We start from the raw sequence: 22160 nt of genomic DNA, 5'->3' as shown, positions 1-22160 counted from the left end.
AGATGTGACCTCCGACATAGCAGTCGCCAAACCGACCCGCACCCAGGCCGAGCGCACCGCCGCGATGCGCACACGATTGCTCGAGGCTGCGGTCGACTCGCTGGTCGAGCTCGGCTACGCGGGCACCACCACCCAGGGCATCGCCCGCCGGGCGGGTGTGTCGCGGGGAGCCCAGCTGCACCATTTCCCCACCAAGGAGTCGCTGGTGGTGGCGGCAGTGGAGTACCTCGTCGACAAGCGGATGGCGGAGATTCTCGCCGCCGAGGTGGACACCGACCGTGGCATCGACGTGCTGGCCGACGCCTTCTCCGGCCCGTTGTTCTATGCGGCACTCGAGTTGTGGGTGGCCGCGCGCACCGACCCCGCGTTGTTCGAGGCGATGGTTCCGCTGGAGCGGAAGGTCACCGAGGCCCTGCGACACGGGTCTGCGGAGGTGTTCGGCGATCGGTACGACGCCGACACCATTGAGATCGGTATCGAATTGGTTCGCGGTCTCGCAGTGTCGGCATTGTTCCGGACACCCGAGGCCGATCGCTCACTACGCGCGCGGCTGCTGCCGGCGTGGGAATCGAAGGTGAAGAAGTCGTGAGTCTTCCGCAACATGTACACACACTGGTCGTGGGAGCCGGTTTCGCAGGAATGGGTCTCGCTGCGCGGATTCTGCGGTCCCGTCCGGAGGCCGACGTCCTGATCATCGAGCGCGGCCACGATGTCGGCGGAACGTGGCGCGACAACACCTACCCGGGGTGTGCGTGCGATGTCCCGACGTCGCTGTACTCGTTCTCCTTCGCGCCCAGCGCCGACTGGAGTCACACCTTCGCCCGGCAACCGGAGATCTACCGGTACCTGAAGAAGGTCGCGGCCGACACCGGCATCCTGTCCCGGGTCGTGACCGACTGCGCCTTGGAGCAGGCAGACTGGGACGACGACAAGGCGGTGTGGCATGTGCGCACGAGCCGTGGTTCGTTGACCGCCGATGTGGTGGTGGCGGCCACCGGTGCCCTGTCGACCCCGAGCATCCCGGATATGCCGGGACTCGACACGTTCGGCGGCACCACCTTTCACTCCGCGACGTGGAATCACGATCACGACCTCACCGGTGAGCGGGTGGCCGTCATCGGCACGGGTGCCTCGGCGGTGCAGTTCGTTCCGGAAATCGCGCCCCGCGCGAAGCATGTGACGGTCTTTCAGCGCACGCCGGCGTGGGTCATCCCGCGGCTCGACCGAGTGCTCTCCGATCCCGAAAAGCGTCTGTATCGGCGAATGCCTCTGGTGCAGAAGGCTGTCCGTGGTTCTGTCTACAGTTTCCGGGAAGCGCTCGGCGGAGTCCTGGCCCATGCCACCGGACTGCTGCCGTTGTTCGAAATGGTGGCCAAGGCACATCTGCGTCGGCAGGTGCGCGACCCGGAACTGCGACGGAAGCTCACCCCCGATTTCACTATCGGCTGCAAGCGGATGCTGTTGTCGAACGACTGGTTGCGGACGCTCGACCGGCCGGACGTCACGCTCGTCGACGCAGGCCTGGCGGGTATCACCGAGGATGGTGTGGTCGACGCGGTCGGCAACGAACACAAGGTCGACACCATCATCTTCGCCACCGGTTTCACTCCTACGGAACCTCCTGTCGCGCATGCGCTCCGGGGCACCGACGGGCACACGCTGGCCGAGCACTGGAAGGGCAGTCCGCACGCCTACAAGGGGACCACGGTCGCCGGATTCCCCAACCTCTTCCTGATGTACGGACCCAACACCAACCTTGGGCACAGCTCCATCGTCTACATGCTCGAATCGCAGTCTGCGTACATCACCGATGCGCTCGATGCCATGCGCAACAACGACATCGCGGCATTCGAGGTCGCAGAGGAGGCGCAGCGACGGTACAACACGCGGATTCAATCGGGCTTGCAGAGCACCGTCTGGAACAAGGGTGGTTGTTCGAGCTGGTACTACGATGCGGAGGGCCGTAACTCGGTGCAGTGGCCGACGTTCACCTTCAGATTCCGCTCGCAACTTCAGCGCTTCGACAGGGAGAATTACGTGGCGCGCCGGAAGTCGGAGAAGGAGGCCGTCGCGTGACCCACTACGACGTGGTGGTGGTCGGCTCAGGTTTCGGCGGCAGTGTGGCTGCGCTGCGGCTCACCGAGAAGGGCTACAAGGTCGGAGTGCTGGAGGCGGGACGGCGTTTCGCCGACGACGAAATGCCGGAGACCAGCTGGAGATTGCGACGCTATCTGTGGGCTCCGTGGATGGGTTGCTATGGCATGCAACGTATCCATTTACTTCCCGATGTGCTCGTGATGGCGGGTGCCGGTGTCGGCGGTGGATCGCTCAATTACGCCAACACCTTGTATCAGCCGCCCCGGCGCTTTTTCGAAGACAAGCAGTGGGCGCACATCACCGACTGGCAGTCGGAGTTGGCGCCGTATTACGAGCAGGCCAAGAGGATGCTGGGCGTGCGGACCAACCCGCTGTTCACCCCGGCCGACGCGATCATGCGCGAGGTGGCGGAAGAGATGGGGGTCGGTGAGACGTTCACATCCACGCCGGTCGGTGTCTTCTTCGGCGAGCCCGGAGTCGCGGTCGCGGACCCGTACTTCGGTGGCAAGGGGCCTGATCGGGCCGGCTGCACCGAGTGCGGTGGCTGCATGACCGGCTGCCGCGTGGGCGCCAAGAACACACTGGTCAAGAACTACCTGTATCTGGCGGAACAGGCCGGTGCGCAGATCCATCCGCTCACGACGGTGAAGGAACTGCGTCCAGGTCAGGGCGGCGGATACGAGGTGCGTACTCGTCGAACGAACGGTATCCGTAAGCGGGAGAGCACCTTCACCGCCGACCAGGTGGTCGTGGCTGCCGGCACGTACGGAACGGCCCGGCTGTTACTCGCGATGAAGGAGGCCGGAACCTTGGCGCGGTTGTCGCCGCGGCTCGGAACGGTCGTCCGGACCAATTCGGAGGCCGTACTCGCGGCCACCGCGAAGAACCGGAGCACGGACTTCACGCGCGGCATCGCCATCACGTCCTCGTTCCATCCCGACGACCACACCCACATCGAACCTGTCCGATACGGCAAGGGCAGCAATGCGATCGGGCTGCTGCAGACGGTCCTCAGTGATGGCGGCGGCCGGACACCTCGACTGCTGAAGACCGTCGGTGTCGCACTGCGCCGACCCGACGCCTTCCTGCGCAGTCTGTCGGTGCGGCACTGGTCCGAGCGGACGGTCATTGCGCTGGTGATGCAGACCGACGACAATTCGTTGGAACTCACCAAGGGGCGGGGACGCTTCGGGCGTGCGGTCACCAGTCGGCCCGGTCCCGGCGCTCCGCCGCCGGAGTGGATACCTCAAGGGCACACGGCCATCCGCAAGGTCGCCGACAAGATCGACGGAGACCCCGGTGGCTCGCTGGGCGACGTGGTGAACATCCCGATGACCGCCCATTTCCTGGGTGGCTGCGCGATCGGCGACTCGCCCGACACCGGAGTTGTCGACCCGTACCTGCGGGCCTACGGGCACGCCGGACTCCACGTGGCGGACGGATCCGTGGTCAGCGCGAACCTGGGCGTCAATCCGTCGCTCACCATCACGGCGCAAGCGGAGCGGGCATTCGCGTTGTGGCCGAACAAAGGAGAGCTGGACCCCAGACCTGATCCGGGCGAGCCATACGTACGTATCGACCCGACGCCGCCGCGCTTCCCGGTAGTACCGGCCGACGCGCCGGGAGGCCTGCGACTTCCCCTCACTGTGACGACCCGAAAGGAGGCCGTCGATGTGGAGCGTGCCTGAATCGACCACCGACCGCACCGAATGGCCCGAGAGTGCGCCGCCGCCGTGGCCTGCCGGGGTGCGTGCAACGCTGTGGTGGCATCGCGCGACCGCCGCCGCCCGTGAACTCGGACCCGAGGGTGCGGTGCTGCCGGTGACCCTCGCCATGATGGTCGACTACCTCGACTCGCCCGTCGGGCCGTATCGCGAGATCCTGGCCAGCCCGGTGCTGCGGGCGCCCGGGCGTCGCAGCGGTCCCTTGCCGCGCATGGCCGTGCCGTTCATCGCGGTCGACTCGGAACAGTCCGTCCACGGCGGACGCGTGCACTGGAGCCTGCCCAAGGTCCTCGCCGCGTTCGACGGCGACGTCCACGGTGTGTTCGAGGCGTCAGCCGGGCCGTCCGCGTCGTCATCGGAAGGCCAGTGGCGTGTGTCGACCACGGCGCACCCGCGCGGTCCGCGGCTGCCGATCGCGGGCGCCTTGGGGTTCGCCCAGCCCGCAGAGTCGGGCGGACGCCTGGTGGCGGCGTCGGCCCGGCTGCGCGGGCACTTCCGGTATGCCCGTGTGAGCGTTCGGGCAGAGGGTCCCACTCTGGCCGACTGGCTGGTGGCCGGAACTCATCATGGTGTCGTGATCACAGATGGCCGTATGACCACCGGGCCTGCAGAGCTGCGCTGAGCAATCGCTTTTCTTGACTAATTCCAAAAAAGGGCCATACTGGAACACATGCGACACGACCACGATCCCCGAGCGCAATTGCGTGACGTGGGCCTCCGTGTCACTGCACCCCGGGTGGCGGTGTTGAATGCGGTTGCCGCGCAGCCGCATTCCGACGTCGACGACATCGCTGCCGTGGTGCGCGACCAGCTGGGTTCGGTGTCCACGCAAGCCGTGTACGACGTGCTGAAAGCGTGTACGGCCGCCGGTCTCCTTCGCCGTATCGAACCCGCGGGGTCACCCGCACGGTTCGAGACACGAACCGGAGACAATCACCACCACCTCGTGTGTCGATCGTGCGGCACCGTTGCAGACGTCGATTGCGCCGTCGGTGAGGCGCCGTGCCTGGAGCCGTCGCAGTCGCACGGTTTCCAGATCGACGAGGCCGAAGTCGTCTTCTGGGGTCTGTGCGAACAGTGCCGGCCCGGGCCGACGGCATCCCAGTCCTGACCCGTCTTCATCTACCACCCTCACAATGAAGCACTCTGGAGGCTTTGCCATGCCTGAAACACAGCGCGCTACCACCACCAACGCCGGAATTCCTGTCGTCAGCGACAACGAATCGCTCACCGCGGGACCGCAGGGCCCCATCCTTCTGCACGACCACTACCTCGTCGAAAAGCTCGCCCAGTTCAACCGCGAGCGTGTCCCGGAGCGGGTGGTCCATGCCAAGGGTGGCGGTGCCTTCGGTGAGCTGGTCGTCACGCACGACGTGAGCCGGTACACGAAGGCCAAGCTCTTCCAGCCGGGAGCGAAGACCGAGTCGCTCGTGCGCTTCTCCACGGTGGCGGGCGAGCAGGGCAGTCCCGACACGTGGCGTGACCCCCGCGGATTCGCGGTGAAGTTCTACACCGAGGACGGCAACTACGACCTCGTCGGCAACAACACGCCGGTCTTCTTCATCAAGGACCCCATCAAGTTCCCCGACTTCATCCACTCGCAGAAGCGCCTGCCGGGTTCCGGCCTGCGCGACCACAACATGCAGTGGGACTTCTGGACCCTGCGGCCCGAGTCGGCACACCAGGTCACCTGGCTGATGGGTGATCGCGGGATTCCGAAGACGTGGCGTCACATGGACGGATTCGGCTCCCACACCTATCAGTGGGTGAACGCCGAGGGTGAGCGGTTCTGGGTGAAGTACCACTTCAAGACCGACCAGGGCATCGAATTCCTCACCCAAGCGGAGGCCGACGAGCTGGCCGGCACGTCGCCCGACCACCACCGCGCCGACCTGTACGACTCGATCACCCGCGGCGAGTTCCCCAGCTGGACGCTGAAAGTGCAGGTCATGCCGGTCGCCGAGGCGGAGGGGTACCGATTCAACCCGTTCGATCTCACCAAGGTGTGGTCCCAGAAGGACTACCCGCTGATCGAGGTCGGCAAGTGGACTCTGAACCGCAACCCCGACAACTTCTTCGCGCAGATCGAGCAGGCCTCGTTCGAGCCGTCGAATGTGGTTCCGGGGATCGGCTTCTCGCCCGACAAGATGCTGCTCGGGCGTGTCTTCTCCTACGCCGACGCACACAGGTACCGGATCGGCGCGAACTACGCCCAATTGCCGGTCAACGCACCGAAGAACCAGGTCAACTCCTACTCGCAGGACGGGGCGATGCGGTACGCGACCAACTCGCCGGAAACGCCGGTGTACGCGCCCAACTCGTACGGCGGTCCCCACGCGGACGCGTCCCTCGCCGGGGACGAGGGCCTGTGGGCCTTCGACGGAGAGTCGGTGCGCGCCGGCTACATCCAGCACTCCGAGGACGGCGACTTCACCCAGGCCGGCACGCTCGTACGTGAGGTTCTCGGCGACGACGAACGCGAGCGCTTGGTGAACAACATCGTCGGGCACGCGCTCGATGGCGTCAGCGAGCCGGTTCTGCTGCGCGTCTTCGAGTACTGGAAGAATGTCGACGCCGACCTCGGCAAGCGCGTGGAAATCGGTGTCCGCGAAGGACAGAACAAGGCCTGAGGCGCACCACCGGCGTCGGTGTCGATGCGCCCGCAACGAAACACGACCACTGAGGAAATACATCATGACTAATCCCATTACCAGCACGTTGGATCCCGCTCAGCAGAAGACCGCCGGCGACGCACTACAGGCCACCGTCGTGGATCTGATCGACCTCACCCTCATCGCCAAACAGGCGCACTGGAATGTGATCGGCCAGAACTTCCGATCGGTGCATCTCGCGCTCGACGAGCTCGTGAGCGCGGCCCGCGACTTCACCGACGAGGCGGCGGAACGCGCGACCGCGATCGGCGTCAGTCCCGACGGCCGCGCAGCCACGGTCGCACGGGATTCCGGGGCCAAGGGCATCGGCGAAGGGTGGACCAAGGATGCGGAGATCACCGCGTCGATCGTCGGTAACCTCGCCGCCCTGATCGACCGACTCCGTGAGCGTATCGCGGCCACCGAAACGGCCGACCCGGTGACGCAGGACCTGCTGATCTCCATCACCGCGCGGCTCGAGCAGTTGCATTGGATGTGGCAGGCGCAGGGCGTCTGAGCACTTCGGGTCCGGACGTACTTCGTCGCCGCCGACGGTGCCGGAGTACGTCCGGCGTGTGACTGGAGTGTCGGATGGTGTTGCTAGGTTGAGCGGTGTCAGGACACCGGCTCGGATGACCGTGTCCCGGGTCGGGTTCGAAAGGTGCGTTCTTCCATGGTGATGGGTCCCACCCACGCAATGTCCGGTGCTGCCGTCGGTTTGGCGACGGCAGATCTGCTCCCGCTGGAATGGGGTGGGCCTACCTCGACGGCCGAGACGTTCACGTTCGCGGCCGTATGCGCAGGCGCGGCGTTGCTACCCGACCTCGATACCAGCCAGTCGACCGTTTCGCGGTCCTTCGGCCCCGTGAGCAGCATTGCTGCCAAGGGCGTCGACGCGGTGTCGCTCGGCTTCTACACGGTGACCAAGGGCAAACGAGACGGTAAGCGCCGCGGCGGGCACCGCACGCTCACGCACACAGCATTGTTCGCCGCCGGGCTCGGAGCAGGCGTGTCGGCGCTCGTAGTGCAGTTCGGCAAGCCGGCCATCATCGCCACGCTGTTTCTCTGTCTGGGGCTGGCACTCCGCGGCCTCGCCGGTGAGTTCGCCAAAGAAAAAGGCTGGCTCGCCGTTTCGGCCGTGGCCGCGGTGCTGTCGGCGCTCACCTGGCAGTCATATCCCACGGAGGCCGGTTCCACCGGGCTCGGAGTCGCGGTGGCGCTCGGCTGCGCCACCCACTGCCTCGGCGATGCCATCACCAAGGAAGGCGTGCCCTTCCTCGCCCCGTTCCTGCCGCTGGGCAGAGAGCGGTGGTGGGAGTTCCGCCTGCCGTCCTTCCTCTCCATCCGGGCGGGCGGGCCCTTCGAGAAACTCGTTCTCGGGCCCGCCCTCACCATCACCGTCGGGCTGATGATGATCTGGGCAGTCGACGGTGCACCGGAGGCGATCTACGACGCGTTCATGCCCGTAACCCAGTAGGACGCGTCACGCGGCGAGCATCTTCTCGAGGTCGTCGAGTACCAGCATGGCACCGGTGGGACCGAGGGCCAGGAACCAAGTTTCGTCGCTGACGTGCACGGCGTGGCCGTCCTTGACCGCCTGAAGCTGGTTCCACAGCGGTCCACCGACCACAGCGGACTCGTCGGTCGTCTCGGGTGCGCCATAGCTGGAGTAGAAGATTCGGTCGCCATCGGCCTGCGAGATGGTCTCCTGGCTGACCTCGACCGCGAGTTCGTCGACGTCCTGCACCTGCGGGCGGGGCAGCCCCACATCCTCGAGAATGACGCCGATGAACGACAGGTTGCCGTACAGCCGGATCTTTCCGGACATGAAGCGCACCAACGAAATCGTGGGCTCGCCGGTGATCGCGTCCCGGACCTCCCCGGCCCGGGTCTGATATGCGTTGAGCACCTCTTCGGCCTTCGCTTCCTCACCGAGCGCGTCGGCGGCCAGGAGAAAGTTCTCCTTCCACGGGAAGCCGGGACGGATACTGAACACCGTCGGTGCGATCGAGGAGAGCTGCGGGTAGAGCTTGTCGGCCCGCAGCTTGCTGCCGAGGATCAGATCAGGCTGCAATGCGGTGATCGCTTCGATGTTCAGGTTGTTGGTCGTTCCCACGTCGGGCACACCCGCCAGCTTGTCGGCAAGATACGACGGCTGACCCGCCGCGCTCTCCGGACTCGCCAATCCCACGGGCGTGATTCCCAGCGACAGGACGTCGTCGAGTTCGCCGCCGTCGAGGACGACGACCCGTTCCGGCTTCTTCTCGATGACCGTCTCGCCCAGTGCGTGCGTGACGGTGCGCGGGAATGCGCCGGGTTCGGCATCACTGCCCAGTTTGGCGGTCTCCTCGTCGGCGGTGGCGAACAGCCGTCCGCCCGTGGCGACGTCGGTGTTGCCGGAACTGGACCCGGTGTCGGTGGTGCCGCAGGCGGCGAGAAAGACGGTGGCCAGGGCGACGAGCCCGGCCTTCAGGGGAGACCTCGTAGACATGAGGGCAGGCTAGCCTACCGACCTGGCGGCGGGCGTCCGGGAGTCGTTGGCCCCGGGTGCGGGGAAAGAGAAAGACCCCCTCCGCCTGAGCGGAAGGGGTCTCACATCAATCCCACACTGTCGGGGTGGCGGGATTTGAACCCACGACCTCTTCGTCCCGAACGAAGCGCGCTACCAAGCTGCGCCACACCCCGTGTCGAACCTCGGCTAGCTTACAGCACAGAGTCAGCCGCGATTAAATCCGCAGTTCAGCGGCGTATAACCGAGCTTTCCGACGGCTGCGTCCGACCTTCGCCCGCACCGCTGTCCGAGCCACCACGCTTGGCTGGTACCAACGTCAGCAGCGTCGCCTCGGGGCGGCAGCAGAAGCGTGCCGGAGCCCACGGCGACGTGCCGATTCCAGCGGACACGTGCAATCGGGTGTGGGCACCCCACTTCGACGGACCCTTGACCCGAGAACGGTCGATCTGGCAATTGGTGACCAGTGCCCCGTAGAACGGCAGGCACAGCTGACCGCCGTGGGTGTGGCCCGCCAGCACTAGGTCGTACCCGTCGTCCGCGAACCGGTCGAGCACCCGCGGTTCGGGGGAGTGGGTGAGGCCCAGACGTAGATCCGCTAACGGATTCGGCGGCCCGGCGATGGTGTCGTAACGGTCGCGTTGCAAGTGGGGATCGTCCACCCCGGCCGACGCGATCCGGACCCCCGACACCTCGAGGTCGCGGCGCACATGTGTGACGTCGAACCAGCCCCGCTCGGTGAAGGCAGCGCGGAGATCACCCCACGGCAAGGGGTCACCCAGGACGCGCTTGTGCTCCCTGCTGAAGTACTTCAGCGGGTTCTTCGGCTTGGGCGCGAAGTAGTCGTTGCTGCCGAACACGAACAGGCCCGGGCGCGCGAGCAGATTCCCCAGCGCCTGGACCACTGCGGGGACGGCCCGCTGATGGGACAGATTGTCGCCGGTGTTCACCACCAGGTCGGGTTCGAGGTTGTCCAGCTCACGCAGCCAGTTCTGCTTCAGGCGCTGTCCGGGCATCATGTGCAGGTCGCTGATGTGCAGCACCCGCAGCGTGGACGACCCGGGCGCCAGCACCGGCATCGTGACCTCACGGAGCGCAAACGCATTGCGTTCGATGAGGGAGGCGTAGCCGACACCGAGGGCGGCGGCGCCCGCTGTACCCAGCGCGGCACGGGTCAGGGTGGTGCGGAACTCGTTGGACACCCTTTCAGGATACGGGTGCGCGCGATCGAGGTGCAGGGTACAAATTGATGCTCCGCATTCCCGTGCGTGGGACGCGGCATTCCCGTGCGTGCGAGCGCGTAGCGTTTCGGCCATGCCAGATTCACTGAAAGCAAGACTGCGCTCCGACATGACGGCCGCCATGAAGGCGAAGGACTCGCTGCGCACCGCCACTATTCGCATGCTCATGGCCGCCGTGCAGACCGAGGAGGTCTCCGGCAAGGCAGCCCGTGAACTCACCGACGACGAGGTGCTGAAGGTCCTTGCGAAGGAGTCGAAGAAGCGCGGAGAGTCCGCCGAGATCTACACCGAGAACGGCCGCGGGGAACTGGCGGCGCAAGAACGCGCCGAAGCCCAGATCATCGACGAATATCTGCCGACCCCGCTCAACGATGCGGAACTCGTGGACGTCGTGGACACGGCCATCGCTCAGGTGGCGGAGGAGATCGGGGAGCGCCCCGGCATGCGCCAGATGGGTCAGGTCATGAAGGCGGCCACCGCACTCGCCGGCGGCAAGGCCGATGGCTCGAGGTTGTCCCACGCCGTCAAGTCCCGCCTCTGAATCGACGTGCGTGGGAAGTGTGTGTGCGCACTTCCCCCGCACGGATGGTCAGCGCGGTATGGGCGGCAGCTGGATCGGCGGCAGACCGGGCAACTGGATGGGCGGTAGGGGGATGCCCTGGCCGGGTACCTGCTGCGGCGCCGCCCGCACCGATCCGTCGCTGACGTAGATCGTGATGGTCGAACCGGGGATGGCCGATCCGGAGGGCGAGGCGCCCGTCACCGTTCCCTTGGCCGCCTGAGCCTGCGTGGTCACTGCGTTGACGGTGAAGCCTGCTGCCTGCAGCCGCGAGGTGGCGGCCGACTGGCTGAGTCCGACGACATCCGGAACCTGGCCGTTCTGGGATCCCCGCACATATTTCTGGTCGATCGGCGGCAGGGTCGTCGGGCCGAAGTTGTTGACGATCGGGTTGATCGCCGCGTACCACGTGCGGGCCGGTTCGTTACCACCGAAGAGGTTGCCGTCACCGCAGGGGCGTAGCGGGCTCGAGCAGATCTCGCCCGGTGTGGGGGAGTCACCGAACACGTATACGGCTGCCGCGAGGTTGTTCGTGAACCCGAGGAAGCCCGAGGACATGTGCGACTCGGTGGTGCCGGTCTTGCCGGCCATGGGGAGCGTCCAGCCGACGCTGCCCGCCGCGGCCGCCGAGGTGCCACCGGGCTTGTCGTCCTTGCTCATCGCGTTGGTGAGGGTATCGGCCAGTCCTGGCTCGACAACTTGCTCACAGGCCTGCTGGGTCACCGAAACGGGCTTGCCTTCGCGGTCGAACACCGAGTCGATCGGGGTGGGCGGGCACCACTTGCCGTGCGAGGCCAGCGTGGCGGCGACATTCGACAGTTCGAGGGGGTTGATCCAGGTGGGCCCCAGTGTGAACGACCCGAGATTCTGATCCTTCTGGAAATCGGCCATGCTGCGCTCGTCGAAGCCGGAAGTGCCGGGCTGGGCGTAGGAGCGCAGCCCCAGGCGTACCGCCATGTCGACGGTCGGGGCAACGCCGGTGGCCTGGATCAACTTCACGAACGCCGTGTTCGGCGACTGCGCCAGCGCATCGGTCACCGACAGTGCCGCCGGATACCGGCCGGCATTTTCGACGCAGTAGGTGGCCGCAGGGCATCCTCGCGCGCCACCGCTACCCATGCCGCGGGCCTCGAATCGACCGGGAACGTCCAGGACGGCGCTGGTGCCGAGGCCCTTCTCCATGGCGGCGGCCGTCGTGAAGATCTTGAAGATCGATCCGGCGCCGTGACCGGCCAGTGAGTACGGCTGCGCCTGGACGGTCTCACTGGCGTTTGCGTCGAGTCCGTAGGTGCGGCTACTACCCATCGCCAGGATCCGATGCGAGTCCTGTCCGGGCTGGACGACGTTCATCACGTTGGCGATGCCGTCGAGGTTCGGCCTGGCATTCGCGGTGAGCGCTGCCTTGGTCGACGCCTGCACGGCCGGGTCGAGCGTGGTCTTGATCAGGTAGCCGCCCTTGTCGATCTGCTCGCGACTGATTCCGGCGTTGGCCAGATACTGCAGGGCGTAATCGCAGAAGAAGCCGCGATCACCCGCGGCGATGCACCCCCGCGGCAACCGGTTGGGCTCGGGCAGCACCCCGAGCGGGGTCTCCTTGAGGGCCCGGAACTCCGAGGCGCGGTCGGGGATGTTCGCGATCATCGTGTCGAGGACGACGTTGCGGCGCTCGAGTACGCCCTCCGGATTGGTGTACGGGTTGAGCGCCGAGCTCGACTGCACCATGCCCGCGAGCATCGCGGCTTGGCCGGCGTTCAGTTCGGACGCGTCGATGCCGAAGTACGTCTGCGCGGCGTCCTGAATGCCGAACGAGGCGTTGCCGAAGGGGACCAGGTTGAGATACCGGGTGAGGATCTCGTCCTTGGTGAGCTCCTTGTCGAGCGTGAGCGCCATCCGGATCTCCCGGATCTTGCGCGCCGGAGTGGTCTCGATCGCCGCGCGGCGTTCGGCGTCGGTCTTCGCGACGACGAGCAGCTGGTAGTTCTTCACATACTGCTGGTCGAGCGTGGACGCGCCCTGCTGCACCTCACCACTGGTCGTGTTGGTGAGGAACGCGCGCATGGTGCCCTGCCAGTCGACGCCCTTGTGCTCGGGGAATCGGCGGTCCTCGACCGAGACGATCGCGAGTTTCATCTCGTTGGAGATCTTCTCGCTCGGGACTTCGAACCGTCGCTGCTCGTACAGCCAGGCGATGGGGTTGCCCGCGGAGTCGACCATCGTCGAGACGGCCGGCACGGTGCCCTCGACCAATTCGGCGGAGACGTTGTCGACGGTGTCAGCCGCTCGGTTGGACATGAAACCGAAGCCGCCGGCGAGCGGAAACATCACGCCGGCGAGCAGTACACCTGCCAGGGCGGAGGATCCGGCGAGCTTCCCCACTGTTTTTGCAATCGACACGATCTACAGACTACGTGGGCTCCGCGGGTGCCCTGGTTGGGCGCGGATTTCGACGAAGAAACTGCCCTGAGCACGGGGTATGGACGGGCGTACCAAAAAAGCGTCTTCCCCGTCTTGCGCGTTGCGGTTTCTTTACTTAAGTTGTTGGAACAGTGTGATGGAGGTAACACTCTATTGCGAATGTGGTGCAGCTCTTCCGTGATAAGTGCTGGGCTGCGCAGACTCGAAAAGGGGAAACGAATGCATATGACCACCCCAACCAGCCGTCTGGACGTCGAGCAAGCAGAAGCCCGAATCGCCTGGGTTACGCAGGCCCGTTGCCGGGAAGTCGATCCCGATCAACTTTTTGTACGTGGCGCAGCGCAGCGCAAGGCTGCGACGATTTGCCGGCATTGCCCGGTGTTGATGCAGTGTGGAGCCGATGCTCTCGACAATCGGGTCGAGTTCGGGGTGTGGGGCGGCATGACGGAACGTCAGCGTCGGGCGTTGCTCAAGCAGCATCCCGAGGTCGAGTCGTGGTCCGACTTCTTCGAAGCGCAGCGGCAGCACCAGTCCGCCGTCTGACCTCCCACTTCGGGTGGGCTGACGGAAGAATTTCGCTAGGTGGGTGAGCCGTTTCTCCGGCGGAGCTGATCAGCTCCTGCGGGTGAGCTGATCACCCACCGCTCTCAGCGCCTCGAGATCCGACACCTCGAACGGCAATGAGGGAACGCCGACGATCGGCACCCGAGGGTGGGCGGCCGTGAACCGGCTCAGTAGTTGTACCTCTCGCTTCGCTATCACTGCTCGGTGGGCATGAATCCGCAGGACAGCGGAGGTGAGGGGATCCTGTTCCCCCAGTTGATCGGCGGCTGTGGCCGCGTGATCGGCGGGCAGGGAACTGAGGGTGGGATGCGTCCGATTCAAGACCAGGCCCGCGAGCGGCATGCCGTCGCTCGCGAGCCGGTCCACGAAGAACGCCGCCTCCCGCAGGGCATCCGGCTCGGCCGCTGCGATCACCAGAAAACTGGTGCCGGGCTGTCGGAGCAACTCGTAAGTACGCGTTGCCCTTTCGCGGAAACCGCCGAACATGGAGTCGAGTGATTGCACGAAACTCGATGCGTCGGACAGCATCTGACTACCGACGATGGTGGACACGCCGCGTAGCGCCAGGCCCATCGCGCCGGTCACCAGCCGGGTGAGGCCGCGTCCGGGCGCGGTCAGCAACCGGATCATGCGACCGTCGAGGAAGGTGCCGAGACGCTGTGGGGCGTCGAGGAAGTCCAGCGCGTTGCGGGACGGGGGGGTGTCGACCACCACGAGGTCCCATTCCTTGCTGGACGCGAGCTGGCCCAGCTTCTCCATCGCCATGTACTCCTGCGTTCCCGAGAACGAGGTGGCGACGGTCTGATAGAAGGGATTGGCGAGAATCTGCTGCGCCTTTTCCGGCGTGGAATGCTCGATCACCATCTCGTCGAACGTGCGGCGCATGTTGAGCATCATCGCGTGGAGTTCGCCGGTGGCACCGGGTCCGAGCTGCACCGGCTGCGGCGAGTTGTCGAGTTCCTGGACGCCGAGAGCCTGGGCGAGCCTGCGGGCCGGATCGATGGTCAGCACGACCACCTTCCTTCCGCGTTCCGCCGCCCGCAGCGCCAGCGACGCAGCCGTCGTCGTCTTGCCGACCCCACCGGCTCCGCAGCACACCACGATCCGGGTGGCCGGGCTCTCCAGAATGCCGGCCATGTCGAGGGCGGGAGCGGTTCGACGCCGCTCGTGTTCCATCGTCTGGGTCATCGGACACCCTGTTCCGTCAGAATTTCCGCGAGTTCGTACAACCCGCCCAGGTCCACACCGTCGGCGAGGGAGGGAAGGTGCAGCCGCGCCCCGTCCACTTCGCTGAGCTGTCCGGCACTCTCCTGCTGGGCTTCGAGTACCGAGGCGTGCTCGATGGTCTCGGTCAGCAGTCCGGCAAAGTCCTCGTCGGTCACCGTAATTCCGCTCTTCTCCAGCCCCGCACGAACGGCGTCCGCGTCGATGCGTCCCTTCGCGACCTCGGCCAGGGTCTCGTCCGGAAGGAACTGCGGGCTCGTCCGGTTCACGATGATGGTTCCCAAGCGGAGATCGGCCCGGGCGAGTTCTTCAGCCGCGTCCGCCGTCTCCTGCACAGGCAGTGCCTCGAGCAGTGCGACCAGATGCACCACGGTGTCGTCCGAATGAAGCAGCCGCACCACGCCTTCGCTCTGCGAGCGAACCGGGCCGCCCTTGGCTAGGTCCGCCATAGCCTTGGTGACGTCGAGGAAATTGCTGATGCGACCCGTCGGGGGAGCGTCGACGACCACGGCGTCGTAGACCTGCCGTCCGGACTTGTCGGTGCGCACGACGCATTCCTTGATCTTGCCCGTCAGCAGCACGTCGCGAAGTCCGGGCGCGATGGTGGTGGCAAATTCGATGGCACCGAATCTGCGCATCGCCCTGCCCGCGAAGCCGAGGTTGTAGAACATTTCGAGATACTCGAGGAAGGCGGTCTCGATGTCGATGGCCAGCGCCATCACCTCGCCGCCTCCTTCGGCCGCCGCGACCTTCGTCTCCTGCGGCGGCAGTGGAGGCACGTCGAAGAGCTGGGCGATGCCCTGCCTGCCCTCGACTTCGACCAACAGCACACGACGCCCGCCCTCCGCCAGTGCGAGGGCCAACGCGGCGGCGACCGTGGACTTTCCGGTGCCACCTTTTCCGGACACGAAGTGCAGCCGCGCGCGCGCCGCCTTCTCTGGCCATGTCGGGGTGAACCGCTCTGGGGATGCAACCACGCGTCGAGCCTATAAGTCTGGGAGCCGGGATGTGCGGGGGATAGGCTCACCGGCATGAGTGAATTGACTTCCTGGGAGTACGCCACCGTTCCGCTGCTCACACACGCCACCAAGCAGATCCTCGACCAGTGGGGAACCGACGGCTGGGAACTGGTCACAGTTCTCCCCGGACCCACCGGTGAGCAGCACGTTGCATACCTGAAGCGTCCGAAGGGCTGAGAGCGTGACGGAAACACAGAACTGGTCGGCCCGCCTGACCGAGCTGGGTGTGACGCTGCCGCCCGTCGTGCCACCGGTCGCCGCCTACGTCCCGGCCCTGCGCACCGGCAACTACGTGTACACCTCGGGACAGCTGCCGATCGTCGACGGCAAGCTCACCACCAAGGGCAAGGTCGGCGCCGACGTGTCGGAAGACGACGCCAAAGCGGGAGCGCGCACGTGTGCACTCAATGCGCTGGCGGCAATCGACGCGCTGGTGGGCATCGACTCCGTGGTGCGCATCATCAAGGTCGTCGGCTTCGTCGCGTCCGCCGAGGGATTCACCGGTCAGCCCGGCGTCGTGAACGGCGCATCCGAGTTCTTCGGTGAGATCTTCGGTGAGGCCGGCGCGCACGCCCGGTCCGCTGTCGGTGTCGCGGAACTGCCCCTCGGTGCACCCGTCGAGGTGGAAGTCATCGCCGAAGTGCGGACGGAAGCGTAAAGCGATGACGCTTGCCCATCCCGCCTACGGGCAGGTCCGTGCGGTCACCCCGATCGTCTCGGTCGTGCTCGAGAACAATCCCGGCATGATGACGCTCGACGGCACCAACACCTGGATCCTGCGAGCACCGGGTCGGGACGAGTGCGTGGTGGTGGATCCGGGCGATCAGGACGAAGAGCACCTCGCCCGGGTCGCCGCCCTCGGTCCCGTCGCCGTGACGTTGATCACCCATCGTCACGTCGATCACACCGGCGGGGTGCAGCGTTTCTTCGAACTGACCGGAGCCCCGGTGCGTTCGGTCGACCCCGAGTTCCTCCGCGGAGGCGGGGAGCCGCTCGTCGACGGCGAGATCATCGACGTCGCCGGGCTCACCATCAGGGTTGTCGCGACACCGGGTCATACCCGTGACTCGGTGTCCTTCACGGTCGAATGCGAAGGCACGGTCCTCACTGGGGACACGATCCTCGGGCGCGGCACCACAGTCCTCGACGACTCGGACGGCGACCTCGGCGACTATCTGTCTTCACTGCGTCGTCTACTCGCGCTCGGGCCCGGTCACCGCGTCATGCCCGGGCACGGACCCGAGTTGCCCGACTTGCACACCGTCGCCCGGCAGTACCTCGATCATCGTGAGGAGCGTCTCGCTCAGGTTCAGGCAGCGATCGCGGACCTGGGCGAGGAAGCCACGGCCAGGGAGGTGGTCGAGCACGTGTACTCGGACGTCGATCCGCAGCTGTGGCCGGCGGCCGAGAAGTCGGTCAACGTGCAGCTCGCCTACTTGCGGGCACCCAACTGAGAAACGCTTCGGCCACCCCTGATCGCAGGGGTGGCCGAAGCGTTGTCGAGCGTGAAAGCTACCGGGCGCGACGCGCCAGACGCTCGGAGTCGGAGATCAGCACGCTCTTGCCTTCGAGGCGCAGCCAGCCGCGGTGAGCGAAGTCTGCAAGCGCCTTGTTGACCGTCTCGCGGGAGGCGCCGACGAGCTGGGCGATCTCCTCCTGCGTGAGGTCGTGCGTGACGCGCAGCGAACCGGCTTCCTGCGTGCCGAACCGCTGAGCGAGCTGCAGCAGGGCCTTGGCGACACGGCCGGGAACGTCCGTGAAGATCAGGTCGGCAAGGTTGTTGTTGGTGCGCCGCAGACGGCGCGCGAGCACCCGGAGGAGCTGTTCGGCGATCTCGGGACGATGGTCGATCCACGCCTTGAGTGCTTCGCGATCCATGCTCACGGCGCGAACCTCGGTCACCGTCGTCGCGGTGGACGTACGCGGGCCGGGGTCGAAGATGGACAGTTCGCCGAACATGTCCGACGGCCCCATGATCGTGAGCAGGTTTTCGCGGCCGTCCGGTGAGCGGCGGCCGATCTTCACCTTGCCCGAGACGATGATGTACAGGCGGTCACCGGGCTCACCTTCGTTGAAGATGACATGTCCGCGGGGGAAGTCGACAGGCTGCAGCTGCTTTGTCAGCGCCGCTACTGCTGAGGGCTCGACTCCTTGGAAGATGCCGGCTCTTGCCAGGACGTCGTCCACGTGCGCTCCTTGGGAATATTCGTTCGTCTGTAGTCATATTGTGCGCGATTTGCTGCACGGCGACGGCGCCCCGGTCATCGGCGGCGTGTCGCTGTGCAACAGGTACGGCTCTGAAGTCTACGTTGAGACGGCTCGGTCTGAGTGACCGATACCACGCAAGTCGGAAAAGTTGACCGTACGTACGTGCTCCGAAACACATTCTCCGGTGGTCAGCTGGCGCGACGTGAGCCGACTTCCGTCACCGCAGCGTCGTCGCTGTCGAACCGCGAGTGCCCTCTGCGCCGCCGGTGGAAGCGGGCAAGGGCATGCGGGAATCCCTCATGTGCCAGGGTGGCCACTTCGTCGTGACTTGCCTGGTCGAGAAACTCTTCCACCTCTTGCTGCCGAACGGTGAGCCGGCGGAGCCGGAACTCCACACGTTCCATGGCCAGCGCAAACAGCATCAGCAGCACTGGGAAGAGGACCACAGCGAGACCTTGCATACCGGGTAGTAAACACTGCGAATGTCTCAGATGCGACACAGCGGCGATTCGGATTGCGGCCATGTCCGTAGAGTTGGACCCGTGCATGTGACCCCCAGTGACGGCTCCAGTCTGCGTGGACGCGCCCGTTCCCGGGCCGCGAATCAGGAGGAATCCCGGCTCGGCCTCGTGCGACGCGCCCGGAGGATGAACCGCCGCCTCGCGGAGGCTTTCCCGCACGTCTATTGCGAGCTCGACTTCACCACTCCACTGGAACTCGCGGTCGCGACCATCCTCTCCGCGCAGTGCACCGATGTGCGGGTCAACATGACGACGCCGGCGTTGTTCGCCCGCTACCCGGACGCGAAGGCGTATGCGGAAGCCGACCGCACGGAGCTCGAGGAGTACATCCGGTCCACCGGTTTCTACCGCAACAAGGCGACGTCGCTGATCGGGCTCGGGCAGGCTCTGCTCGAGCATCACGACGGAGAGGTTCCGAACACCCTGAAGGAACTGGTGAAGCTTCCCGGTATCGGCCGCAAGACCGCCAACGTGATTCTGGGCAACGCCTTCGATGTCCCGGGCATCACCGTCGACACTCACTTCGGTCGGCTGGTCCGGCGCTGGCAATGGACCGACGAGGAGGATCCCGTCAAGGTCGAGCACGCGGTCGGGGCAATCATCGAACGCAAGGAATGGACTCTGCTGTCCCACCGGGTGATTTTCCACGGTCGGCGCGTCTGCCATGCCCGCAAGCCGGCATGTGGCGTGTGTGTACTGGCCAAGGACTGTCCGTCGTACGGTCTGGGCCCGGTCGACCCCGACGTCGCTGCCGAGCTGGTGCGCGGACCGGAGACCGAGCATCTGCTTCGTCTGGCCGGCCGGTGAGGATCGATACGAGTGTCTAGTGCAGCGCGGTGGAGTGTGGCCGCCCTCGTCGTTGTTGCAGCTCTCGTCGTCGCGATCTGGCCGCGCGGGAACGATGCGCAGGCGCCGTCGTACGAGGACCGTTTCGGTCCGGGCGGAAGTCCGCCGATGTCCGTTGGCGCCGATCCCGGCGCGCTCTCCGCGCTGCGTTCGGATGCGGCGCTCGAGCCCTGTCCCGCACCCTCCTCGGCGCCCGCTGCCGACTCGGTATTGGCCGGCATCACGCTCGAATGCATGGGTGACGGCAGCGGGGTCGATCTCGCATCCGCTCTCGCCGGCCGGCCTGCGCTATTGAACCTGTGGGCGTACTGGTGTGGTCCCTGCGCGGAGGAGCTGCCCTACATGCAGCAGTTTTCCGATCGGGCCGGTGACGCCGTTACCGTCCTTACCGTGCACACCGATCCCCAGCAGGCCAGCGCATTGTCGCGGCTCGTCGACTACTCCGTCACCTTGCCCGGTGTGCAGGACGCTGACGGGCGGGTCGCCGCTGCGGCGGGGGCGCCCGCGGTCCTGCCTGTGTCCGTGCTGATCCGGCCCGACGGCAGCGTGGCGAAAATCCTGCCGCAGCCGTTCCGCAGTGTCGAGGAGATCGCCGTCGCCGTCGAGCAGAACCTGGGGGTTGCGGCATGACCGCGTCCGTCGACGGCGCAGCCGTTCCGACCTGGTTGCGTGAGGTCGTGCGGCGCACACCGGCCGACCCGCATCGCATCAATCCGGTCCTGAATCGGCGTGCCCCCAGCGGGGCAGCCACGCGCGAGGCTGCGGTACTCGTGTTGTTCGGCGGTCCTGCCGAGGCAGACCCCCTGATGTCCGGGGGACTGCCCGCGGGCGCCGACGTTCTGCTCACCCAGCGCGCGGCCACCATGCGTCAGCACAGTGGGCAAGTCGCGTTTCCGGGCGGTGCCAGCGATCCCGGCGACGACGGTCCCATCGCGACAGCTCTGCGCGAGGCGCAGGAGGAGACGGGGCTGGATCCGGCCGGGGTGCAGCCGCTCGCCGTTCTGGAACAGATTTTCGTCCCGCCGTCCGGCTTCGAGGTCACCCCGGTTCTTGCGTACTGGGAGAAGCCGAGCGCAGTGGGAGTCGTCGATCCGGCGGAGGCGGCGCGGGTGGCACGGGTTCCGCTGCACACCCTGATCGACCCGCGGAACCGGTTCCAGGTGCGTCACCCCGCCGGTTACCAGGGTCCGGCATTTTCGGCCGACGGCATGCTGGTGTGGGGATTCACGGCGGGCATCCTGGCGGCGTTGTTCGCGATCTCGGGCTGGGAACAGGAGTGGGACCGCCGGGACATCCGGGACCTCGACACCGTCCTGGCCGAAATGGAGAACGACATCGACGACGACCATCTGCCTCACAAGCACGGACATCGGGTGGGTGAGCGATGACGGGGTCGCGCTGGATCGATTTGGCGATCGTGTTGATCGCGTTCATAGCGGCCAGCTCCGGTTGGAGGCAGGGTGCGGTGGCGTCGGTACTCGCCTTCGTCGGTGTGCTGCTCGGTGCGGTCGCGGGCATCCTCATCGCCCCGCACGTGCTGGTGCACGTCGACGAGGGACGCGGCCGGGTGCTCGTCGGCATTGCGTTGATCGTGGTGCTGGTGATCATCGGGGAAGTGGCGGGCATGGTCCTGGGCCGAGCCGCCCGCGGGAGTATGCACAGTCCGGCGGCGCGCTCCGTCGACAGCGTCATCGGTGCCTGTGTGCAGGCGGTCGCGGTATTCGTGGCGGCGTGGCTGTTGGCCATTCCGCTGACGTCCTCGTCTCAACCGCAACTCGCAGCCGCGGTGCGCGGCTCGAGCGTGCTCGAGACCGTCGACAACCTTGCACCGGCGTGGATGCGCCAACTCCCCACCGAGTTCTCCGCGCTACTCGATACCTCCGGCCTCCCGGACGTCATCGGTCCGTTCGGACGCACCCCGATCACCACGGTCGATCCGCCCGACGCCGGTGTTCTCGAGAGTCCGGTGGCGTCCTCCCTGCAGTCCAGCGTGCTCCGTATCCGGGGTGTGGCGCCCAGTTGTCAGCGTGCGCTCGAGGGATCCGGCTTCGTCGTCGCGCCGGAACGGGTGATGACCAACGCGCACGTCGTGGCGGGCACGGCGGGAATCGTCGTGGACACCGCAGACGGACCTCTGGACGCCGAGGTGGTGCTGTTCGACCCGTCGACTGACGTGGCCGTTCTCGAGGTACCGGGTCTCGACGCTCCCGTGCTGAACTTCGCGCCGGAGCCGGGACGAACAGGTGACAGTGCGCTGGTTCTCGGATACCCGGGCGGCGGGTCCTACACGGCCAGTGCCGCGCGGATACGCGAGATACTCGACCTCAGCGGTCCCGACATCTACCGGGCCGGAACGGTTCAGCGCGAGGTGTACACGGTGCGCGGGTCCATCCGGCAGGGCAACTCGGGTGGACCGCTCGTCGACGGTGAGGGCATGGTGCTCGGGGTGGTCTTCGGCGCCGCGGTAGACAACAGTGACACCGGCTTCGTTCTCACCGCCGCCGAGGTATCGCGTCAGCTGGAGACGGCGTCCGGCGCGACCGCCGCTGTGGACACCGGAAGCTGCATCCTCTGAGCGAGCC

General features: G+C 66.3%; 24 protein-coding genes and 1 tRNA gene. 17 read left to right on the top strand and 8 right to left on the bottom strand.

Features of this window, described 5'->3' with window-relative positions; genetic code table 11:
* Positions 1–64: 64 nt before the first annotated feature.
* The 8 genes from L1080_RS22670 to L1080_RS22635 all read left to right on the top strand — a co-directional run bounded on the left by L1080_RS22670 (position 65) and on the right by L1080_RS22635 (position 7949).
* On the top strand, positions 65–589 hold the full coding sequence (locus tag L1080_RS22670) for a TetR/AcrR family transcriptional regulator (RefSeq protein ID WP_213577381.1): 525 nt from the start codon (positions 65–67) through the stop codon (positions 587–589).
* The gene (locus L1080_RS22665) at positions 586–2076 is read left to right on the top strand and encodes a flavin-containing monooxygenase (RefSeq protein ID WP_250777248.1); all 1491 of its coding nucleotides are present in this window, start codon (positions 586–588) and stop codon (positions 2074–2076) included. Before L1080_RS22670 ends, L1080_RS22665 begins: the two co-directional genes overlap by 4 nt.
* Entirely contained in the window at positions 2073–3785 is a 1713-nt protein-coding gene (locus L1080_RS22660) for an FAD-dependent oxidoreductase (protein ID WP_250777249.1), read from the top strand. Before L1080_RS22665 ends, L1080_RS22660 begins: the two co-directional genes overlap by 4 nt.
* Positions 3769–4443 (top strand): hypothetical protein, encoded by a 675-nt coding sequence (locus L1080_RS22655; protein ID WP_250777250.1) that lies wholly within the window; start codon positions 3769–3771, stop codon positions 4441–4443. Before L1080_RS22660 ends, L1080_RS22655 begins: the two co-directional genes overlap by 17 nt.
* A 48-nt stretch (positions 4444–4491) precedes the next feature.
* Entirely contained in the window at positions 4492–4932 is a 441-nt protein-coding gene (locus L1080_RS22650; RefSeq protein WP_159918961.1) for a Fur family transcriptional regulator, read from the top strand.
* Between the two features lie 49 nt (positions 4933–4981).
* A complete protein-coding gene (locus L1080_RS22645) occupies positions 4982–6451 on the top strand; it encodes a catalase (protein ID WP_109326337.1) in 1470 nt (489 codons plus the stop codon).
* Between the two features lie 64 nt (positions 6452–6515).
* Positions 6516–6989 (top strand): Dps family protein, encoded by a 474-nt coding sequence (locus L1080_RS22640; RefSeq protein WP_159918963.1) that lies wholly within the window; start codon positions 6516–6518, stop codon positions 6987–6989.
* A gap of 156 nt (positions 6990–7145) precedes the next feature.
* Positions 7146–7949: a metal-dependent hydrolase gene (locus L1080_RS22635; protein WP_250777251.1), complete on the top strand. Its 804-nt coding sequence runs from the start codon at positions 7146–7148 to the stop codon at positions 7947–7949.
* Between the two features lie 6 nt (positions 7950–7955).
* Here L1080_RS22635 and L1080_RS22630 read toward each other — a convergent pair whose 3' ends face one another.
* The 3 genes from L1080_RS22630 to L1080_RS22620 form a co-directional block, all read right to left on the bottom strand.
* Complete coding sequence (locus tag L1080_RS22630; protein WP_250777252.1) at positions 7956–8963, bottom strand: ABC transporter substrate-binding protein; 1008 nt, start codon at positions 8961–8963, stop codon at positions 7956–7958.
* Positions 8964–9083: 120 nt separating this feature from the next.
* A tRNA-Pro gene (locus tag L1080_RS22625) sits at positions 9084–9157 on the bottom strand.
* Positions 9158–9211: 54 nt separating this feature from the next.
* A complete protein-coding gene (locus L1080_RS22620) occupies positions 9212–10183 on the bottom strand; it encodes a metallophosphoesterase (RefSeq protein ID WP_159918965.1) in 972 nt (323 codons plus the stop codon).
* A gap of 112 nt (positions 10184–10295) precedes the next feature.
* Between L1080_RS22620 and L1080_RS22615 the strand changes: the two genes are divergently transcribed.
* A complete protein-coding gene (locus tag L1080_RS22615; RefSeq protein WP_250777253.1) occupies positions 10296–10763 on the top strand; it encodes a GatB/YqeY domain-containing protein in 468 nt (155 codons plus the stop codon).
* Between the two features lie 48 nt (positions 10764–10811).
* Here L1080_RS22615 and L1080_RS22610 read toward each other — a convergent pair whose 3' ends face one another.
* Positions 10812–13157, bottom strand: coding sequence for a penicillin-binding protein (locus tag L1080_RS22610; RefSeq protein ID WP_159926837.1), 2346 nt, complete (start codon positions 13155–13157; stop codon positions 10812–10814).
* A gap of 258 nt (positions 13158–13415) precedes the next feature.
* Between L1080_RS22610 and L1080_RS22605 the strand changes: the two genes are divergently transcribed.
* Entirely contained in the window at positions 13416–13739 is a 324-nt protein-coding gene (locus L1080_RS22605) for a WhiB family transcriptional regulator (RefSeq protein ID WP_005248496.1), read from the top strand.
* Between the two features lie 69 nt (positions 13740–13808).
* On the opposite strand, the gene L1080_RS22600 is transcribed toward L1080_RS22605, so the two are convergent.
* Both L1080_RS22600 and L1080_RS22595 read right to left on the bottom strand, forming a co-directional pair.
* Positions 13809–14948 carry an ArsA family ATPase gene (locus L1080_RS22600; protein ID WP_159918967.1) on the bottom strand — a complete coding sequence of 380 codons (1140 nt, stop codon included), beginning with the start codon at positions 14946–14948 and terminating at the stop codon, positions 13809–13811.
* On the bottom strand, positions 14945–15961 hold the full coding sequence (locus L1080_RS22595; RefSeq protein WP_159918968.1) for an ArsA-related P-loop ATPase: 1017 nt from the start codon (positions 15959–15961) through the stop codon (positions 14945–14947). The genes L1080_RS22600 and L1080_RS22595 overlap by 4 nt, the downstream gene beginning before the upstream one ends.
* Before the next feature lie 54 nt (positions 15962–16015).
* Here L1080_RS22595 and L1080_RS22590 point away from each other — a divergent pair, with 54 nt between their 5' ends.
* Genes L1080_RS22590 through L1080_RS22580 form a run of 3 tightly spaced genes read left to right on the top strand, consistent with a single transcriptional unit; the run spans position 16016 to position 17457 of the window.
* Complete coding sequence (locus tag L1080_RS22590) at positions 16016–16180, top strand: DUF4177 domain-containing protein (protein ID WP_005248493.1); 165 nt, start codon at positions 16016–16018, stop codon at positions 16178–16180.
* A 4-nt stretch (positions 16181–16184) separates the two neighbouring features.
* The gene (locus L1080_RS22585; protein WP_250777254.1) at positions 16185–16661 is read left to right on the top strand and encodes a RidA family protein; all 477 of its coding nucleotides are present in this window, start codon (positions 16185–16187) and stop codon (positions 16659–16661) included.
* Positions 16662–16665: 4 nt separating this feature from the next.
* Positions 16666–17457, top strand: a complete 792-nt coding sequence (locus tag L1080_RS22580; protein WP_250777255.1) for an MBL fold metallo-hydrolase — start codon at positions 16666–16668, stop codon at positions 17455–17457.
* A 58-nt stretch (positions 17458–17515) separates the two neighbouring features.
* Here L1080_RS22580 and L1080_RS22575 read toward each other — a convergent pair whose 3' ends face one another.
* Positions 17516–18190 (bottom strand): Crp/Fnr family transcriptional regulator, encoded by a 675-nt coding sequence (locus L1080_RS22575; RefSeq protein WP_005256089.1) that lies wholly within the window; start codon positions 18188–18190, stop codon positions 17516–17518.
* A 209-nt stretch (positions 18191–18399) separates the two neighbouring features.
* Complete coding sequence (locus L1080_RS22570; protein ID WP_109334827.1) at positions 18400–18672, bottom strand: hypothetical protein; 273 nt, start codon at positions 18670–18672, stop codon at positions 18400–18402.
* Positions 18673–18753: 81 nt separating this feature from the next.
* On the opposite strand from L1080_RS22570, the gene nth reads away from it, so the two are divergent.
* The 4 genes from nth to L1080_RS22550 are packed head-to-tail and all read left to right on the top strand — an operon-like array spanning position 18754 to position 22153.
* Complete coding sequence (gene nth / locus L1080_RS22565) at positions 18754–19539, top strand: endonuclease III (protein WP_159918972.1); 786 nt, start codon at positions 18754–18756, stop codon at positions 19537–19539.
* Positions 19540–19551: 12 nt separating this feature from the next.
* Complete coding sequence (locus L1080_RS22560; protein ID WP_250777256.1) at positions 19552–20208, top strand: TlpA family protein disulfide reductase; 657 nt, start codon at positions 19552–19554, stop codon at positions 20206–20208.
* Positions 20205–20966: an NUDIX hydrolase gene (locus tag L1080_RS22555; RefSeq protein WP_159918974.1), complete on the top strand. Its 762-nt coding sequence runs from the start codon at positions 20205–20207 to the stop codon at positions 20964–20966. The genes L1080_RS22560 and L1080_RS22555 overlap by 4 nt, the downstream gene beginning before the upstream one ends.
* Positions 20963–22153, top strand: a complete 1191-nt coding sequence (locus L1080_RS22550) for a MarP family serine protease (RefSeq protein WP_250777257.1) — start codon at positions 20963–20965, stop codon at positions 22151–22153. The genes L1080_RS22555 and L1080_RS22550 overlap by 4 nt, the downstream gene beginning before the upstream one ends.
* Positions 22154–22160: the final 7 nt, after the last annotated feature.

Source organism: Rhodococcus sp. MSC1_016 (assembly GCF_023667485.2).
GTDB lineage: Bacteria > Actinomycetota > Actinomycetes > Mycobacteriales > Mycobacteriaceae > Rhodococcus_F > Rhodococcus_F oxybenzonivorans.
Note: the sequence above shows the minus strand (reverse complement) of the source record. Positions and strands in the feature narration are given on the sequence as shown.

What these genes read in the sequence shown, in the direction of transcription:
- L1080_RS22670 (WP_213577381.1), top strand. Translation starts at nt 65, where the DNA reads ATGCGCACACGATTGCTCGAGGCTGCGGTCGACTCGCTGGTCGAGCTC.
- L1080_RS22655 (WP_250777250.1), top strand. Translation starts at nt 3,769, where the DNA reads ATGTGGAGCGTGCCTGAATCGACCACCGACCGCACCGAATGGCCCGAG.
- L1080_RS22650 (WP_159918961.1), top strand. Translation starts at nt 4,492, where the DNA reads ATGCGACACGACCACGATCCCCGAGCGCAATTGCGTGACGTGGGCCTC.
- L1080_RS22645 (WP_109326337.1), top strand. Translation starts at nt 4,982, where the DNA reads ATGCCTGAAACACAGCGCGCTACCACCACCAACGCCGGAATTCCTGTC.
- L1080_RS22640 (WP_159918963.1), top strand. Translation starts at nt 6,516, where the DNA reads ATGACTAATCCCATTACCAGCACGTTGGATCCCGCTCAGCAGAAGACC.
- L1080_RS22635 (WP_250777251.1), top strand. Translation starts at nt 7,146, where the DNA reads ATGGTGATGGGTCCCACCCACGCAATGTCCGGTGCTGCCGTCGGTTTG.
- L1080_RS22630 (WP_250777252.1), bottom strand. Translation starts at nt 8,963, where the DNA reads ATGTCTACGAGGTCTCCCCTGAAGGCCGGGCTCGTCGCCCTGGCCACC.
- L1080_RS22615 (WP_250777253.1), top strand. Translation starts at nt 10,296, where the DNA reads ATGCCAGATTCACTGAAAGCAAGACTGCGCTCCGACATGACGGCCGCC.
- L1080_RS22605 (WP_005248496.1), top strand. Translation starts at nt 13,416, where the DNA reads ATGCATATGACCACCCCAACCAGCCGTCTGGACGTCGAGCAAGCAGAA.
- L1080_RS22600 (WP_159918967.1), bottom strand. Translation starts at nt 14,948, where the DNA reads ATGACCCAGACGATGGAACACGAGCGGCGTCGAACCGCTCCCGCCCTC.
- L1080_RS22590 (WP_005248493.1), top strand. Translation starts at nt 16,016, where the DNA reads ATGAGTGAATTGACTTCCTGGGAGTACGCCACCGTTCCGCTGCTCACA.
- L1080_RS22580 (WP_250777255.1), top strand. Translation starts at nt 16,666, where the DNA reads ATGACGCTTGCCCATCCCGCCTACGGGCAGGTCCGTGCGGTCACCCCG.
- L1080_RS22570 (WP_109334827.1), bottom strand. Translation starts at nt 18,672, where the DNA reads ATGCAAGGTCTCGCTGTGGTCCTCTTCCCAGTGCTGCTGATGCTGTTT.
- L1080_RS22555 (WP_159918974.1), top strand. Translation starts at nt 20,205, where the DNA reads ATGACCGCGTCCGTCGACGGCGCAGCCGTTCCGACCTGGTTGCGTGAG.
- L1080_RS22550 (WP_250777257.1), top strand. Translation starts at nt 20,963, where the DNA reads ATGACGGGGTCGCGCTGGATCGATTTGGCGATCGTGTTGATCGCGTTC.